This window comes from Methylobacterium sp. FF17 (assembly GCF_025813715.1).
GTDB lineage: Bacteria > Pseudomonadota > Alphaproteobacteria > Rhizobiales > Beijerinckiaceae > Methylobacterium > Methylobacterium flocculans.
Window position 1 is genome coordinate 624,924 of sequence record NZ_CP107532.1, and the last position, 15,425, is coordinate 640,348.

At 70.5% G+C, this 15,425-nt stretch carries 17 protein-coding genes; 8 read left to right on the plus strand and 9 right to left on the minus strand.

Features of this window, described 5'->3' with window-relative positions; genetic code table 11:
* Window positions 1–4: 4 nt before the first annotated feature.
* Window positions 5–1,213: an HlyD family secretion protein gene (locus OF380_RS02770; protein WP_404810528.1), complete on the minus strand. Its 1,209-nt coding sequence runs from the start codon at window positions 1,211–1,213 to the stop codon at window positions 5–7.
* Window positions 1,214–1,336: 123 nt separating this feature from the next.
* Here OF380_RS02770 and OF380_RS02775 point away from each other — a divergent pair, with 123 nt between their 5' ends.
* Complete coding sequence (locus OF380_RS02775; RefSeq protein ID WP_264049273.1) at window positions 1,337–1,981, plus strand: TetR/AcrR family transcriptional regulator; 645 nt, start codon at window positions 1,337–1,339, stop codon at window positions 1,979–1,981.
* A gap of 7 nt (window positions 1,982–1,988) precedes the next feature.
* On the opposite strand, the gene dxr is transcribed toward OF380_RS02775, so the two are convergent.
* The 8 genes from dxr to OF380_RS02815 all read right to left on the minus strand — a co-directional run bounded on the left by dxr (window position 1,989) and on the right by OF380_RS02815 (window position 9,281).
* Window positions 1,989–3,152, minus strand: a complete 1,164-nt coding sequence (gene dxr / locus OF380_RS02780) for a 1-deoxy-D-xylulose-5-phosphate reductoisomerase (protein WP_264049274.1) — start codon at window positions 3,150–3,152, stop codon at window positions 1,989–1,991.
* Window positions 3,153–3,165: 13 nt separating this feature from the next.
* Window positions 3,166–4,029: a phosphatidate cytidylyltransferase gene (locus OF380_RS02785; RefSeq protein WP_264049275.1), complete on the minus strand. Its 864-nt coding sequence runs from the start codon at window positions 4,027–4,029 to the stop codon at window positions 3,166–3,168.
* Between the two features lie 2 nt (window positions 4,030–4,031).
* Window positions 4,032–4,859, minus strand: coding sequence for an isoprenyl transferase (locus OF380_RS02790; RefSeq protein WP_404810529.1), 828 nt, complete (start codon window positions 4,857–4,859; stop codon window positions 4,032–4,034).
* A 64-nt stretch (window positions 4,860–4,923) separates the two neighbouring features.
* Window positions 4,924–5,490 (minus strand): ribosome recycling factor, encoded by a 567-nt coding sequence (gene frr / locus OF380_RS02795; protein ID WP_264049276.1) that lies wholly within the window; start codon window positions 5,488–5,490, stop codon window positions 4,924–4,926.
* A 154-nt stretch (window positions 5,491–5,644) separates the two neighbouring features.
* Window positions 5,645–6,367, minus strand: a complete 723-nt coding sequence (gene pyrH, locus OF380_RS02800) for a UMP kinase (protein WP_264049277.1) — start codon at window positions 6,365–6,367, stop codon at window positions 5,645–5,647.
* A 156-nt stretch (window positions 6,368–6,523) separates the two neighbouring features.
* Entirely contained in the window at window positions 6,524–7,447 is a 924-nt protein-coding gene (gene tsf, locus OF380_RS02805; RefSeq protein WP_264049278.1) for a translation elongation factor Ts, read from the minus strand.
* Window positions 7,448–7,634: 187 nt separating this feature from the next.
* Window positions 7,635–8,702 (minus strand): 30S ribosomal protein S2, encoded by a 1,068-nt coding sequence (locus OF380_RS02810; protein WP_264049279.1) that lies wholly within the window; start codon window positions 8,700–8,702, stop codon window positions 7,635–7,637.
* A gap of 204 nt (window positions 8,703–8,906) precedes the next feature.
* Window positions 8,907–9,281 carry a PH domain-containing protein gene (locus OF380_RS02815; RefSeq protein WP_264049280.1) on the minus strand — a complete coding sequence of 125 codons (375 nt, stop codon included), beginning with the start codon at window positions 9,279–9,281 and terminating at the stop codon, window positions 8,907–8,909.
* Between the two features lie 94 nt (window positions 9,282–9,375).
* Here OF380_RS02815 and OF380_RS02820 point away from each other — a divergent pair, with 94 nt between their 5' ends.
* From OF380_RS02820 to OF380_RS02850, 7 genes are all read left to right on the plus strand, one after another.
* Window positions 9,376–10,137: a pyridoxine 5'-phosphate synthase gene (locus OF380_RS02820; protein WP_264049281.1), complete on the plus strand. Its 762-nt coding sequence runs from the start codon at window positions 9,376–9,378 to the stop codon at window positions 10,135–10,137.
* Window positions 10,134–10,547: a holo-ACP synthase gene (acpS, locus tag OF380_RS02825; protein WP_264049282.1), complete on the plus strand. Its 414-nt coding sequence runs from the start codon at window positions 10,134–10,136 to the stop codon at window positions 10,545–10,547. Before OF380_RS02820 ends, acpS begins: the two co-directional genes overlap by 4 nt.
* 116 nt (window positions 10,548–10,663) lie before the next feature.
* Entirely contained in the window at window positions 10,664–11,464 is an 801-nt protein-coding gene (gene lepB, locus OF380_RS02830; RefSeq protein WP_264049283.1) for a signal peptidase I, read from the plus strand.
* Between the two features lie 13 nt (window positions 11,465–11,477).
* Window positions 11,478–12,272 carry a ribonuclease III gene (rnc, locus tag OF380_RS02835; RefSeq protein ID WP_264049284.1) on the plus strand — a complete coding sequence of 265 codons (795 nt, stop codon included), beginning with the start codon at window positions 11,478–11,480 and terminating at the stop codon, window positions 12,270–12,272.
* Window positions 12,273–12,345: 73 nt separating this feature from the next.
* Window positions 12,346–13,248, plus strand: a complete 903-nt coding sequence (gene era / locus OF380_RS02840) for a GTPase Era (RefSeq protein ID WP_264051161.1) — start codon at window positions 12,346–12,348, stop codon at window positions 13,246–13,248.
* A gap of 130 nt (window positions 13,249–13,378) precedes the next feature.
* Window positions 13,379–14,299: a class I SAM-dependent methyltransferase gene (locus tag OF380_RS02845; protein ID WP_404810530.1), complete on the plus strand. Its 921-nt coding sequence runs from the start codon at window positions 13,379–13,381 to the stop codon at window positions 14,297–14,299.
* A 50-nt stretch (window positions 14,300–14,349) separates the two neighbouring features.
* Window positions 14,350–15,051, plus strand: coding sequence for a pseudouridine synthase (locus OF380_RS02850; protein ID WP_264051163.1), 702 nt, complete (start codon window positions 14,350–14,352; stop codon window positions 15,049–15,051).
* Window positions 15,052–15,425 lie beyond the last annotated feature (374 nt).

Below are 15,425 nucleotides of genomic sequence, written 5' to 3' on the forward strand. Positions count from 1 at the left end.
GCGCTCACTCGTGGCGGGCGGCGGTGCGGAGGGACTCGCCCGATGCCGCGCGGGTGTCGACCCGTACGGTCACCGACAGGCCGGGGCGCAGGATGCCCTCGCGGGCGACCTCGGCGGGGACGTGCACGCGCACGGGCAGGCGCTGGACGATCTTGGTGAAGTTGCCCGTCGCGTTGTCGGGCGGGAGCAGGCTGAACACCGAGCCGGAGGCGGGCGAGAGCGACTCGACCTCGCCGACGATGTCGCGGTCCGGATAGGCATCCACCGCGATGTGGACGCGCTGGCCCGGATGCATGCGCTCCACCTGCGTCTCCTTGAAGTTGGCGTCGACGCGCACGCTCTCCAGGGGCACCAGGGCGGCGATGCGCGAACCCGGCTGGACGTAGGCGCCGGCCTCCACGGCCTTGTTGCCGACCACGCCGTCGAAGGGAGCGCGAATCGTCGTGAATTCCCAATCGCGGGCGGCGCGCGCCTCGGCGGTGCGAAGCTCGGCCGCGACCCCTTCGGCTTCGCGGCCCTGTGCCCGCAGCACCTCGACATTGGCGCGCATGGCGACCAGCGACGCCTCGGCCCCCTTCACGGCGGCCTCCGTGCGGTCCCGGTCCGCCCGCGCCTGCTCGATCCGGGCCCTGGCGACGAAATCGACCTTTTCGAGCTGCTGCTGACGGGCGTAATCGGCGCTCGCGCGGACGGCATCCGCCTTCGCGGCGTCGATCTGGGCCGAGGCCTGCAGCATCTGCGCCTGCGCCGCCTCGACCTGCCGGCCGATGCGCGCGATGGCGGCCTCCTGCGTCGCCAGCTTATCGTGCGCCGCCTGCGCGGCGAGGCGGTAATCGCCGTCGTCGAGCCGGGCGACCACGTCGCCCTTGTGCAGCGCCTGCCCGTTCACGACGGGCACGGACGCGAGGTAACCCGGGACCTTGGCGGCGAGCACCGAGATGTCCGCCTGCACATAGGCGTCGTCGGTGCTCACGAAGAAGCGGCCGACGGTCCACCACGCATGCGCCTCGTAGGCACCGCCACCGAGGCCCGCGGCCAGGAGCGCCAACAGGACGAACCGCTTCATGCGGCGCGGCTTCGCCACCGGCTCCATGGCGACGGTCTCGATCACGGCCGGTGTCCGGGCGGCGAGTTCGGCGGGAGGTGAGCCGAGATTTGCCTGACCCGGTTTCCCCGTCCCGATCGGATGCCCTTCATCCTCGCGCACGCTCATGGCTGATCCAGGTCCCGCGCTGATGACCGAACCGTTCGGTCAATTTTGGAACGCGGGCGATGGCGCCGCGCCGAACGACGAGATATGATGACCGAACCGTTCGGTCAACAAGGATCAGGAACCATGGCTACAGTCGGCGCGAAATCGGAGCCGCCGGCGCGCGCGACCGCCGAACCCGACAAGCGCCGCCAGATCCTCGACGGCGCGCGTGCGGTCTTCATGGCCGCGGGCTTCGACGGAGCGAGCATGGGCGAGATCGCCAAGGCGGCGGGGGTCTCGAAGGGGACGCTCTACGTCTACTTCGACAGCAAGGAGGCCCTGTTCGAGGCCCTGACGCTCGCCGAGAAGCGGTGGCTCGCCGAGGTCCTGTTCCGCCTCGACGCGGACGATCCCGACGTCCCGGGCGCCCTGACCCGGCTCGGCCACAGCTACTTAGCCGAGATGATCCGGCCGGAGCACGTCACCCTGATCCGCATGGTCATTGGAGCCTGCGAGAAGTTTCCGCGCCTGGGCCAGGCCTTCTTCGAGGCGGGGCCGGTGCAGGGCGCGACCCGCCTCGGCGCCTACCTCGACGCCCAGGTGGCGGCGGGGCGCCTGCGCCCGGGCGACACGAATCTCGCCGCGCGCCAGTTCCTGCAGCTCTGTCAGGCCGGGCTCCTCACCCGCCTGTTGTTCGGGGCCGGCGACGGCGTCACGCCCGAGGAGATCGCGCACCACGTCACGCAGGCGGTGCGGGTCTTCCTCGCGGGCTACGGCCCGGAAGCCTGAGGGCGACTCAGGCCGCCGGCAGGGCCTCGGCGCTCCAGCGGCGCACCTCGGCGTCGATGGCGAGGGCCGCGTCGACATCCTCCGGGGCCGCGCGGTAGGTGCCCGCGAAGTGCTCGCAGGCCCGCTCCACGAGTTCGGCGATGCCGTAGAACGGGATCGCGCCCTTGATGAAGGCCGCGACAGCGATCTCGTTGGCGGCGTTCATGACGGTGGGGGCCGCGCCCCCGGCGGCGAGCGCCGCGCGGGCGATGCGCAGGCAGGGGAAGCGCGCCTCGTCGGCCGCCTCGAAGGTGAGGCTCCCGGCCGCCGCGAGGTCGAGATGACGCCCGCGCGCGATGGTCAGGCGCTCGCCGAGGCCGAGGCAGTGGGCGATCGGCACCCGCATGTCCGGCATGGCGAGGCCCGCCGTCACGGCGCCGTCGCGCCAGTAGACGAGGCCGTGCACGATCGATTGCGGGTGCACGATGACGTCCAGGCGCTCGGGTTCGAGGGCGAAGAGATGGTGCGCCTCGATCAACTCCAGCCCCTTGTTCATCAGGGAGGCCGAATCGATGTTGATCTTCATGCCCATCGACCAGGTCGGATGGGCGGCGGCCTCGGCGGCAGAGGCGGCGGCGATGCGCTCGCGGGTCCAGGTCCGGAACGGGCCGCCGGAGGCGGTGATGGTCATCTTGGCAACGTCGTCGAGGCGACCGTCGCCGAGGGCCTGCGCGAGCGCGTTGTGCTCGGAATCGACCGGCAGCAGCGTCGCCCCATAGCGCTTGGCGTCCCGCATGAAGGCGTCGCCGGCGCAGACGAGGCTCTCCTTGTTGGCGAGCGCCACGGTCCGGCCGAGCTTCAGCGCCTCGTGGGTCGGTCGCAGGCCGGCGGCGCCGCTCACCGCCGCGACGACGATGTCGGCATCGCGCGCCACCGCCTCGAGCACGGCGCTCTCACCGGCCCCGTTGCGGATGTTGGTGTGGGCGAGCGCCTCGCGCAGGGCCGGCCCGGCGGATGCGTCGGCCAGGGCCACGAAGTCGGGCTGCAGGTTGCCGGCGAGGCGGGCGATGGCGGCGACATCGCGTCCGGCCACGAGGCCACCGATCCGGAACCGGTCCGGATGCTGGAGCAGCAGGTCGATGGTCGATTGGCCGATGGAGCCGGTGGCGCCCAGGATGGTGACGGTCAGCAACGGAATGGGTCCTTCAGGCCGCCGCGAGGCGGCGCGCGATGAGATAGAATCCGGCGAGCAGGGCGACGGCGAAGAAGCCGTCGAGGCGGTCCATGACGCCGCCGTGGCCGGGGATCGCCCGGCCCGAATCCTTCACGCCGTAATGGCGCTTGACGGCGGATTCCACGAGGTCGCCGCCCTGGCTGAGGATGGAGGCGACGGCGCTGAGGAGCGCCACCCCGGCCAGCGGCGCCGTGGCGAGGTCGCTCCAGCCGTTGTCGCAGGCGAAGACCACGATGCCGACTCCCGCGAGCGTGCCGCCGGCGAGCCCGCCGAGCGCACCCGACCAGGTCTTCTTGGGGCTGACGCGGGGCATCAGCTTCGGACCGCCGAGGGTCCGGCCGGTGAAGTAGGCGACGATGTCGGTGGTCCAGACCACGGCGAACATCCAGGCCGGCCCGAGCAGGCCGATTCCCGGATCGTCGCGCAGCGCGGTCGGCACCAGCGCGACCACGGCCGCGCTCGCGAGCCCGGCGAGGGCCCGGAGGCGCGCGGGTCCGTCCTTCGGCACCCACGTCACCAGGATCGCGCCGACGAGGCCGACGCCGAGGGTGATGCCCGGCGCGGCCTCCCCGTGCAGGCAGAGCACGAGGCCGAACAGGGTGGCGGCGCTGAGCGCGAGGGTGAGGCGTCGCGGCGCGATGGCGCTCATGCCGATCCACTCGGCCGCGAACACGATGCCGGCGGCGAGCCAGATCACCGCGAAGGGCCAGCCGCCCAGGATCAGGGCCGAGAGCACGATGGCGCCGAGCAGGACCGCCGAGACGACGCGGGCCTGGAACTCACGCCCCGCGAAGGGCCCGCGCCGGGGCGCGGGCGCCACCTCACCGGGAGTCATGATCAGCCGGCCTTGCCGCTGAGACCGCCGAAGCGGCGGTCGCGGCGATGGTACTCGTCGAGGGCGGCGCGGAAGGCGTCGTCATCGAAGTCGGGCCAGAATTCCGGCACGATCACGTACTCGGCATAGGCCGTCTGCCAGGTGAGGAAGTTCGAGAGGCGCTGCTCGCCCGAGGTGCGGATGACGAGGTCCGGATCGGGGATGCCGGTGGTGTCGAGGGCGCCAGCCATGGCGTCGAAGTCGATGGCGCTCGGCGCGAGCTGTCCGGCGGCCACGGCCTCGGCGAGACGCCGGACCGCCCGCAGGATCTCCTGACGTCCGCCGTAGTTGAAGGCCACCACCAGGGTCAGACCGGTATTGGCCTTCGTCCGGCGCTCGGCCTCGTCCAGGAGGCCGGCGATGTCCGGGCTCAGGCCGGCGCGCTCGCCGATGATCCGCACGCGGACGTTGTTGCCGTGAAGCTCCGCGAGGTCGCGCAGCACGAACAGCTTCAGGAGGCCCATGAGGTCGGCGACCTCGGTGGGGGGACGGCGCCAGTTCTCGGAGGAGAAGCTGTAGATCGTCAGGTAGCGCACGCCGCAATCGATGGCCGAGCGCACGGCCCGGCGAACCGCCTCGACACCCCGGCGATGGCCCTCGACGCGGGGCAGGCCGCGCCGGGCCGCCCATCGGCCGTTGCCGTCCATGATGATGGCGACATGGGCGGGGACCGCCTGGGCCCCCACCGCCGGCTGCGCGGCATAGCCCGCAGGCGCGCAGGCCACCGCGCCTTCATCGGCGCCATGCGCCACCGCGGTCTCGATCTGACGCGCGCCCTCCGAGCGACCCAACGCGCTACTCCCCCATCCGTCGTCCAAGTCGATCACCTGCCGCCCCCGAGTCCCGGAGGCGGTCTTAGACCTGCATGATCTCCTTTTCCTTAGCGGCCAGCACGCCGTCGATCTCGGCGATGTGCTGATCCGTCGCCTTCTGCACATCGGCGGCCTGACGCTTCTCGTCGTCCTCGCTGATGGCGCCGTCCTTCTCCAGCTTCTTCAGGTGGTCGAGCCCGTCGCGGCGCACGTGGCGGACCGCGACCCGGGCCTCCTCGGTGTACTTGTGGGCGACCTTGACCATCTCCTTGCGGCGCTGCTCGTTCATCTCGGGCACGCGCAGGCGGATGGTCTGACCCTCGGTCTGCGGGTTCATGCCGAGATCCGACTCGCGGATCGCCTTCTCGACGGCGGCGATCATGCCGCGATCCCACACGGAGATGCTGAGGAGGCGGGGCTCGGGCACGCTCACGGTGGCGACCTGGGACATCGGCATCATCGCGCCGTAGGCATCGACCTGGATCGGATCGAGGATGCTCGGGGTGGCACGACCGGTCCGCAGGGACCCGAGATCGCCCCTGAGCGAGGTCACGGCGCCCTGCATGCGGCGCTTGATGTCGTTCAGGTCGAATTCTGGAATGGCAGCCATGCGGAGGGTTCCCAACGCGTACTGGAAGATGCGAGGCCGGGCCGCCAGGGCCCGTTCGTGGGCCTCAATGAACGAAAACCCGGTGGGTCGCAAATGGCGTTCGTGACAGCGCGCCAGGAAATCGCCCCTGCGCGCGCCGGGCCCCGGGGTCTCGTCAGGGCACGACGTGGGTTGCTGGAGCCGCGCCGGTGAGGATCGCCTGGATCGAACTCGGGGCGTGGACCGAACCGACGACGATCGAAAGCCGGCTCTCGCGGGCGAGCGCGAAGGCGGCGGTGTCCATCACCTTCAGGTCGCGGGCGATGGCCTCGTCGTGGGTGAGGCGGTCGAAGCGGGTGGCGCTCGGGTCGCGCTTCGGGTCGGCGGAGTAGACGCCGTCCACCTGGGTGGCCTTCAGCACCGCTTCGCAGCGCAGTTCGGCCGCGCGCAGCACGGCCGCGGTGTCGGTGGTGAAGAACGGGTTCCCGGTCCCGCCGGCGAGCACGACCACCTGCCCCTTGTCGAGGTGGTGCAGGGCGGGCTGGCGCGCATAGGTCTCGCAGATCGTCGGCATCGACACCGCCGACATGGTGCGGGCCGGGACGCCGGCGGCGTTCAGGGCCGTCTCCAGGGCGAGCGAATTCATCACGGTCGCCATCATGCCCAACGAATCGCCCGTCGCCCGGTCGATCCAGCCGGCGGCCGAGATGCGCGCGCCCCGGATCATGTTGCCGCCGCCCACCACCAGGGCGATCTGGATGCCGGCCTCACGGGTGCGGGCGATGTCGTCGGCGATGCCGGCGAGGGTCGGCGGGTGCAACCAGTAGCCGTCGGGGGCGGCCAAGGCCTCGCCCGAGAGCTTCACGAGGACGCGGCGAAACGGTGTGGTCTCCGGCATCGAGCCAGTCCCCTCTAACCCGGCCCTGTGAGGGACGGGAAGCCAAATGGAAGCGGAGGGGTGTCTAGCCCAAGGCGGCCCGGAACGTCGAGGGGCGGCGGCATCGCTGCCGCCGCCCCTGTCACGGGTTTCCTCGTGAATCGGAGTGGAGAGCGCTCAGCCGCGGGCGGCGGCGGCCACTTCGGAGGCGAAGTCGGGGGCCTCCTCCTTCTCGATGCCCTCGCCGAGGGCGTAGCGCACGAAGGCGGCGAGCTTGACCGGGGCGCCGGCCTTGCCCTCGGCCTCCTTGAGGACCTGGCTGATGGTCTTGGAGCCGTCATGCACGAAGGGCTGCTCCAGGAGGGTGACCTCCTTGTAGTAGCTCTTCAGGCCGCTCTCGACGATCTTGGTGAGCACGTTCTCGGGCTTGCCGACGTTCTTCTCGCGCAGGATGTTGATCTCGCGCTCCAGGGTCGCCTGATCGACGCCGGCGGCATCGAGCGCGACCGGGTTGGTCGCGGCGACGTGCATGGCGATCTGGCGGCCGAGGGTGGAGAGCACCTCCACGTCGCCCTCGGACTCGAGCGCGACCAGCACGCCGATCTTGCCCAGGCCCTCGACGACCTGACCGTGGACGTAGGACGCGATCACGCCCTTGGTCACGTCGAGCTTGGCCACGCGACGCAGGGTCATGTTCTCGCCGATGGTGGCGATGAGGTTGGCGAGGCTGTCCTTGACCGTGGTCGAGGCGCCGGGGAACGTCGCGGCCTCGAGCCCTTCCAGGGTGCCGTCGGTATCCAGCGCGAGCTTGGCGGCCTCGCGGGCGAAGGCCTGGAAGCTGTCGTTGCGGGCGACGAAGTCCGTCTCGGAGTTCACCTCGACGATGGCGGCGTGGTGGCCGGAGGACTCGACGGCGACGAGGCCCTCGGCGGCGACGCGGCCGGCCTTCTTGGCGGCCTTGGCGAGGCCCTTCTTGCGCAGCCAGTCGACGGCGGCTTCGATGTCACCAGCAGTCTCGTTGAGCGCGCCCTTGCAGTCCATCATGCCCGCGCCGGTCTTCTCGCGGAGCTCTTTCACCAGTGCGGCGGTGATGTTGGCCATGGCGGGTCCTTTCCGTATCGTCAGAAATCGAAGACGTCCGAGGCGGAGGTCTTCCAGAAGGGAGAAGTCTTCGTCGAGAGAGAAGTCTTCTGAAGTGAATGAGCCCGGCGCTCGTGAAAAGCACCGGGCTTCAGGATGCAGTGTCCGACCGGTCGGTGGCGGCCCGATGACGGGCCGCCGGACGGAATCAGGCGGCGGCGGCGGCCTCGACGAAGCCACGGGCCTGGTCGACCCAGCCGTCGCGACCAATGCGGCCGTTGAGCTTGAGGTCGGCATCGACCTTGGCGACGTCGTCGGCGCTCATCGAGGCCAGCTGCCAGTAGTGGTAGATGCCGGCTTCGTTGAGCTTCTGCACGATCTGTGGGCCCGCGCCGTGGAGCTTGGACAGGTCGTCGGGGGCGCCGCGCGGCGCCGAGAGCAGCTCGAAGTGCTCGGTGGACTCGACCAGCGCGGCCACATCGGCCTGCGAGACCGAGCCGGACTCGATGGAGGCCGCCGCGTCGTCGTTGGCGGGCAGCTCCTCGGCCACCGGCTCCTCGGAGGCGCCGAGGTCGACGCCCAGCGAGCCCTGGCCGCGCGAGATGCCGTCGATGGCGGCGCGGGCGATCAGGTCGCAGTACAGGGCGATGGCGCGGCCGGCGTCATCGTTGGCGGGGACCACGTAGGTGATGCCGTCCGGGTTGCAGTTGGTGTCGACGATGGCCGCCACCGGGATGCCGAGGCGCTGGGCCTCCTTGATCGCCAGCTGCTCCTTGTTCGTGTCGATCACAAACAGCAGGTCCGGCACGCCGCCCATGTCCTTGATGCCGCCGAGCGCCTTCTCGAGCTTGTCCTTCTCGCGGGCGAGCATCAGGCGCTCCTTCTTGGTGAGGCCCTGGGCCCCGCCGTCGAGGGTCTCGTCGACCTTGCGCAGGCGCTGGATCGAGCCCGAGATGGTCTTCCAGTTGGTCAGCATGCCGCCGAGCCAGCGGGAGTTGACGTAGTACTGGGCCGAACGCTTGGCGGCCTCGGCGATGGTGTCCGCCGCCTGGCGCTTGGTGCCGACGAACAGCACGCGGCCGCCCTTGGCCACGGTGTCGCTCACCGCCTGCAGGGCCTGGTGAAGGGCCGGCACGGTCTGGGCGAGGTCGATGATGTGGATGTTGTTGCGCGTCCCGAAGATGTAGGACTGCATCTTCGGGTTCCAGCGGTGGGCCTGGTGTCCGAAGTGGGCGCCGGCCTCGAGAAGCTGACGCATGGTGAAATCGACGGCCATGTTCTTTGTACTCTCCGGTTGATACCGCCGCGGAGGAAGCGATCGTGCCGGGTAGGCGACGACCACCGGAAACGCCTCATTCAGGCATGAGGCCGGCTCCGCGTGTGGAATGGGCGGGGCCTTAACAGAGGCCGACCGCCGAGGCAAGGTTTTCGCGCAAGGCGGCAAGGGTTGCGGGGACTTCGCTCCCCGCACCCGCAGTCCTCAGCGAATCGAACCCGCGATGGCCTGCTGGATCCCCAGGATGTTGGCGCCGCGCTTGAGCGTCTTGCGGATCGGCTCGGCCCGGCCCGAAACCCAGATCGCGAGTTCCGAATCGAGGTCGAAGCTGCCCGCCGTCTCCACGGAGAAGGACGTGATCGCCCGGTACGGCACGGTGAGGTAGGAAACCTTGCGGCCGGTCAGGCCCTGCTTGTCCACCAGGATCAGGCGCCGATCCGTGAACACGATGAGGTCGCGGATGATCCGGAACGCGACCTGGACCGGCTCACCCTGGGTGAGGATGCCGGCGAGCTGTTCGTTCACCTCCGCGGGCGTGAGATCGCTGCCGTGGCCGAGCAGTCCATCGAGAAATCCCATCGCGCGCCGTATCCCCCTTCGTGGTCAGGTCTCTTATGTAGGGACGCGTCCGCCCCCCTGTCAGGGCGCAACAGCCTGGCTTGGAATCCGCCCGATGACCGCTTCCGCCCCGCACCCGAACCGCCTCCGGCTCGGCGTCAACATCGACCACGTCGCGACCGTCCGGAACGCGCGCGGCGGGACGGCGCCCGATCCGATTCGCGCCGCCCGCGAGGCCGTGGCGGCGGGGGCCGACGGCATCACCGCCCACCTGCGCGAGGATCGCCGCCACATCCGCGACGCCGACATGGAGACGCTGGCGGGCAGCCTCACCGTGCCGCTGAACTTCGAGATGGCGGCCACCGACGAGATGATCGGGATGGCGATCCGCCTCAGGCCCCACGCGGCCTGCCTGGTGCCGGAGAAGCGCGAGGAGCGCACCACCGAGGGCGGCCTGGATATCGTCGGCGCGCACGAGGCGCTCCTGCCCCGCATCGCGCGCCTGGCGGAGGCCGGCATCCGCGTCTCGCTCTTCGTGGAGCCGGACGCGGCGGTGATGGACGCCGCCGTCCGCCTCGGGGCGCCCGTAGTGGAGCTGCACACCGGCAGCTATTGCGAGGCGGTCGCCGAGGGCGACACCGGCCGGACCGCGCGCGAGCTCGACCGCATCACCCGGGCGGCGGCCTACGGGGCCGGCCTCGGGCTCGAGATCCATGCGGGCCACGGCCTCGCCCTCGACAGCGTCGGGCCGGTGGCGGCCCTGCCCCAGATCGCCGAGCTCAACATCGGCCATGCCCTGATCGGCGAGGCGATCTTCGTCGGCCTGAGCCAGGCGATCCGCGACATGCGCGCCGCCATGGACGGAGCCCGGGCATGATCCTCGGCATCGGCTCCGACCTCTGCGACATGCGCCGGATCGAGAAGTCGCTCGCGCGCTACGGCGAACGCTTCACCCATCGGGTCTTCACGGACGGCGAGCGGGCGAAGTGCGATTCCCGCGCGGCGCGCGCGCCCTCCTACGCCCGGCGCTTCGCCGCCAAGGAGGCCTGCGCCAAGGCGCTCGGCACCGGGATCGCCCGGGGCGTGTTCTGGCGCGACATGGAGGTGGTGAACCTGCCCGGCGGCCGCCCGACCCTGCATCTCACCGGGGCGGCGGCCGAGCACCTCAGGGCGATGACGCCCGCCGGCCATACGCCGAAGCTGCACATCACCCTCACGGACGACCCGCCCATGGCGCAGGCCTTCGTGATCATCGAGGCCGTGCCGGACAACACCGCCGAGACTTAGCCGGGAAGGCCGCGCGTTGCGGCGCGTTTCCGCATGGTCTATGCCGCCGCTCGACCGTCGACGACGGAAGGCGCCCGGAATCCGGATGCCGGCGTCGGACCGGAGATGGCAGCCAGATGGAACGTGCCCGCGTGGACCACCAGACGAAGCGTGACCTGAAGGCCGCCGATACCGGCACCTGGGCGAGCATCAAGGAGACGCTGAAGGTCGGCGGGCAGGCCCTGCTGATCGCCCTCGTGGTGCGTACGCTGCTGTTCCAGCCCTTCAACATCCCGTCGGGCTCCCTGGTGCCGACGCTGTTGATCGGCGACTACCTGTTCGTCTCGAAATATTCCTACGGCTATTCGAAGTACTCCCTGCCGCTGAGCGAGTACCTGCCCTTCACCGCCGATGGCCGGATCTGGGGCGCAACCCCGAAGCGCGGCGACATCGCGGTGTTCAAGCTGCCCAAGGACAACGCCACCGATTACATCAAGCGCGTGATCGGCCTGCCCGGCGACAAGGTGCAGATGAAGTCCGGGCTGCTCTACATCAACGACGTGCCGGTCAAGCGCGAGAAGATCGCCCCCTTCGAGACCACCGGACCCTACGGCGAACAGGCGAAGGCCGAGCAGTATCTCGAGACCCTGCCGGGCGGCGTGACCCACCGGGTGATCGAGCGCGACGGCGACAACGGCTACTGGGACAACACCGAGCCCTACACCGTCCCCGAGGGCCGGTTCTTCATGATGGGCGACAACCGCGACAACTCGACGGATTCGCGCGACCTCGCCAATGTCGGCTTCGTGCCGTTCGAGAATTTCGTCGGCCGCGCGGAGATGATCTTCTTCTCCATCGACGAGGGCACCCCGGCGTGGCAGATCTGGAACTGGCCGGCGAAGGTCCGCTGGAACCGGCTCTTCACGGCGATCCACTAGGACCTCGACCATCGTGACCGAAGAGGCGCGTCCCTCCAGCCGGGCGCGACGCGCGCCCCGTCCCAAACCCAGCCTCGCCGTGCTCGAGGACCGGATCGGGCACGCCTTCGCCGATCCGAAGCTCCTCGCCCACGCGCTCACCCACGTGAGCAAGGCCGGCGGCAACGGCCGCCTCGGCAGCTACCAGCGCCTCGAATTCCTCGGCGACCGCGTGCTCGGCCTCGCCATCGGCGAACTCCTCTACGCGGCCTTTCCGGACGCGGACGAGGGCGAGCTGTCGCGGCGCCTGGCCGGCCTCGTCCGGCGCGAGACCTGCGCGGCCGTCGCCACGGCCTGGGATGTCGGCCCGCACCTGGCGCTCGGACCCGGCGAGGTCCAGAGCGGCGGCCGCCGCAACCAGACCATCCTGGCCGACGTCTGCGAATCGATCCTCGGAGCCGTGTTCCTGGATGCCGGCTACGAGGCCGCCAAGGCCATCGTCAACGCCGCCTTCACCCCCGACACCGACACGGCTGCCCCACGCGGCCGCGACGCGAAATCGGCCCTGCAGGAATGGGCCATGGCCCGCGCCCTGCCGATTCCGTTCTACGAGGTGGTGGAGCGCTCCGGCCCCGATCACGCCCCGGTGTTCCGAATCGCCGTGCGCGTTGAGGGCCTGGAGGCCGGCATCGGCGTCGGCCCCTCGAAGCGCCTCGCCGAGCAGGAGGCCGCCCGCCTCGTGCTGGAGCGCGAGATCCACGGCTCCGACCGACCCGCAACCATGGAGACGTCGGCGGACGTCGATCAAGGACACGCCTCCGATGCCTGACGACGATTTCGACACCGACGACGACTTCACCGATTTCGATCCGCCGCCGCTCCGGCCGCTGCCGGCGGTGACCATGCCGGAGAACACCACCGCGGGCTTCGTCGCGCTGATCGGCATCCCCAATGCCGGCAAGTCGACCCTGCTGAACAGCCTCGTCGGCACCAAGGTCTCCATCGTCTCCCGCAAGGTGCAGACGACGCGGGCGCTGGTGCGCGGCATCGTCATGCACGAGGCCGCGCAGATCATCCTCGTCGATACCCCCGGCATCTTCGCGCCCAAGCGCCGCCTCGACCGGGCCATGGTCCACTCGGCCTGGAGCGGTGCCTCCGATGCCGATGCGGTCTGCCTGCTCATCGACGCGCGCAAGGGCGTCACCGAGGAGGTCGAGGCGATCCTGGCCAAGCTGCCGGACGTGAAGCGCCCCAAGGTCCTGATCCTGAACAAGATCGACCTGATTCCCCGCGACCGCCTGCTGGCGCTCGCCGCCAGCCTCAACGAGCGGATCCCCTTCCAGCACACCTTCATGGTCTCGGCGCTCAACGGCGACGGCATCGAGACGCTGAAATCGACCCTCGCCGGCATGATGCCGAAGAGCCCGTGGCTCTACCCCGAGGACCAGGTCTCGGACGCGCCGATCCGGATGCTGGCCGCCGAGATCACCCGCGAGAAGCTCTACGACCGTCTGCACGAGGAACTGCCCTACCGGTCCACCGTCGAGACCGACCAGTGGCAGGTCCGCCCGGACGGCTCGGTGCGCATCGAGCAGACGATCTTCGTGGAGCGCGAGAGCCAGCGCTCCATCGTGCTCGGCAAGGGCGGGCAGACCATCAAGGCGATCGGGCAGGCCGCCCGCCACGAGATCGCGGAAGCCGCCGAGCAGACCGTCCACCTCTTCCTGCACGTGAAGGTGCGCGAGAACTGGGCGGACGACCCGGCGCGCTACCGCGAGATGGGCCTGGAGTTCCCGCGCGGCTGAGCATGGGCTATGAGAACGGGAGGCCGGGCCCCGCGACGATTCCTGTCGCGCGGTGGACCGGCTCTCCCGCTTTTCCCGTCACGCCCTGAGCCGTCGAGGCGCGCGCGCCGTCGCGCCGGATGTTGTCACCATGTCCCCCATGCCCGTTTCGGAAGCCGTCTATGGGATTCCGCCCCTCGAACTGGCGGCGGTGCCGGATGGCGCCGTCCAGGTCTCGCCCCTGATTCCCGGTTCCGCCCGGCTCGAGGATGTCGCGCCGGAGAGCCTGGAGCGGCTCGACGTGCTGGCCCCCGCCGGCACCATCGAGCGGCGCTACGTGCTGGCGCTCGGCCTCAAGGCCCTGCGGCCCGGGGGACGCCTCACCGCCCTCGCCCCGAAGGATCGCGGCGGGAGCCGGCTCGCCAAGGAACTCACCGGCTTCGGCTGCACCGTCCACGAGAAGGCGCGGCGGCACCACCGCATCTGCGTACTCGCGCGTCCGGACCTCGTGAACGGCCTCGACGATGCGATCCACGAGGGCGGCCCGCGCCACATCGAGAACCTTGCGCTCTGCACACAGGCCGGGATCTTCTCCTACGACCGGCTCGACCCCGGCACGGCGCTGCTGCTCGCGAATCTGCCGCCGCTGGCGGGTAGCGGCGCCGATTTCGGCTGCGGCCTCGGCATCCTCGCCCGGGCGGTGCTGGCCTCGCCCAAGGTGACGTCGCTGACCCTCGTGGATATCGACCGGCGCGCCATCGAGATGGCGGCGCGCAACGTGCACGATTCGCGTGCCGCCCTGCGCTGGGCGGACATCCGGGCGGGCGGCCTCGGGCTCGCCCGCCTCGACTTCGTGGTGATGAACCCGCCCTTCCACGATGGCGGTGCCGAGGACCAGGCGCTGGGCCAGGCCTTCATCGCGCGCGCGGCGGAATCCCTGCGCCCCGGCGGCAGCCTCTGGCTCACCGCCAACACCCACCTGCCCTACGAGGCGCCCCTGAACGCGGCCTTCAAGAGCGTGGCGCTGAAGGCGTCCGCCGGCGGCTACAAGGTCTACGAGGCGCGCCGGTGACGAAGCCCCCGAAGGTCGTGCAGGCGCGTCTCGACCGCCTGCTCGCGAATATGGGCTACGGCTCGCGCCGGGAGATCGCGCTCCTCACCCGTGCCGGCCTCGTCCTCCTCGACGGCGCCCCCCTGCGCGACGCCGACCAGCGCATCCCGGTGACGCCGGACCTCGCGCAGCGCATGCGCATCGACGGCGAGGCCCTCGACCCGCCCCCCGCACTGACCCTGATGCTGCACAAGCCGCTGGGCGTCACCTGCTCGCACAAGGAGGCGGGGCCCCTCGTCTACGGCCTGCTGCCGGAGCGCTGGCGCCGGCGCGACCCGGCGTTGTCCACGGTGGGCCGCCTCGACAAGGAGACCTCGGGCCTGCTGCTGCTCACCGACGACGGCGCCCTCCTGCACCGGATCATCTCCCCGAAGGCCAACGTCGCCAAGCGCTACCGCGTGACCCTCGACCGCCCGCTCAAGGGCGACGAAGGCGCCATCTTCGCCTCGGGCACGCTGATGCTGGAGGGCGAGGAGAAGCCGCTCCTGCCGGTTGCGTTCGAGGCGGAGGGCGCGGTGAACGCCGTGGTGACGCTGCACGAGGGGCGCTACCATCAGGTCCGGCGCATGTTCGCCGCCCTCGGCAACCACGTCGTGACCCTGCACCGGGACCGCGTCGGCGGCCTGGACCTGCCGACGGACCTCGCTCCGGGCGCCCATCGCATTCTCGGCGCGGCCGAGATCGCGGCCGTCTTCGCGGGCGGCGAGGCCTGATCCACTCGGAACCGCAGCCTCGGTTGCCAGCGGATGTCGGAGGATCGCGCGGCCGTCGCCGCATCGAGCGCGTTGCAGACGGCGCGCGGAACCACCCACTGCGATCGGCCGTCGATCGGCTTGGCGAAAAAACCCGCACACCTTGCCAATCCGCAACAACTCGTTTAAGCGCCAGCCCTCGCGTTCGCTCCGGCTGGGGGCTGAACGGACGGTGCCGATTCGTTCGGCACAGGATGCACCTCTGTAAGCGGTGCCCCGTCGTCCCGTGTCTCCGCCTTCGATCAACCGCTCGGGCCTTCAAACGGCTCGAAGGGCTTGGCGCCGGGTGAATTGCGTACGAACCGGCCCGACGCTTCTTTTCCCGCACTTCATGT

Bases quoted from the DNA above. Each gene is read 5' to 3' on its own strand.
- OF380_RS02775 (WP_264049273.1), top strand. From the start codon at position 1,337: ATGGCTACAGTCGGCGCGAAATCGGAGCCGCCGGCGCGCGCGACCGCC.
- frr (WP_264049276.1), bottom strand. From the start codon at position 5,490: ATGGCTGCCATTCCAGAATTCGACCTGAACGACATCAAGCGCCGCATG.
- OF380_RS02785 (WP_264049275.1), bottom strand. From the start codon at position 4,029: ATGACTCCCGGTGAGGTGGCGCCCGCGCCCCGGCGCGGGCCCTTCGCG.
- tsf (WP_264049278.1), bottom strand. From the start codon at position 7,447: ATGGCCAACATCACCGCCGCACTGGTGAAAGAGCTCCGCGAGAAGACC.
- acpS (WP_264049282.1), top strand. From the start codon at position 10,134: ATGATCCTCGGCATCGGCTCCGACCTCTGCGACATGCGCCGGATCGAG.
- OF380_RS02850 (WP_264051163.1), top strand. From the start codon at position 14,350: ATGGGCTACGGCTCGCGCCGGGAGATCGCGCTCCTCACCCGTGCCGGC.
- OF380_RS02815 (WP_264049280.1), bottom strand. From the start codon at position 9,281: ATGGGATTTCTCGATGGACTGCTCGGCCACGGCAGCGATCTCACGCCC.
- pyrH (WP_264049277.1), bottom strand. From the start codon at position 6,367: ATGCCGGAGACCACACCGTTTCGCCGCGTCCTCGTGAAGCTCTCGGGC.
- OF380_RS02770 (WP_404810528.1), bottom strand. From the start codon at position 1,213: ATGAGCGTGCGCGAGGATGAAGGGCATCCGATCGGGACGGGGAAACCG.
- OF380_RS02820 (WP_264049281.1), top strand. From the start codon at position 9,376: ATGACCGCTTCCGCCCCGCACCCGAACCGCCTCCGGCTCGGCGTCAAC.
- lepB (WP_264049283.1), top strand. From the start codon at position 10,664: ATGGAACGTGCCCGCGTGGACCACCAGACGAAGCGTGACCTGAAGGCC.
- OF380_RS02810 (WP_264049279.1), bottom strand. From the start codon at position 8,702: ATGGCCGTCGATTTCACCATGCGTCAGCTTCTCGAGGCCGGCGCCCAC.
- era (WP_264051161.1), top strand. From the start codon at position 12,346: ATGCCGGAGAACACCACCGCGGGCTTCGTCGCGCTGATCGGCATCCCC.
- OF380_RS02845 (WP_404810530.1), top strand. From the start codon at position 13,379: ATGTCCCCCATGCCCGTTTCGGAAGCCGTCTATGGGATTCCGCCCCTC.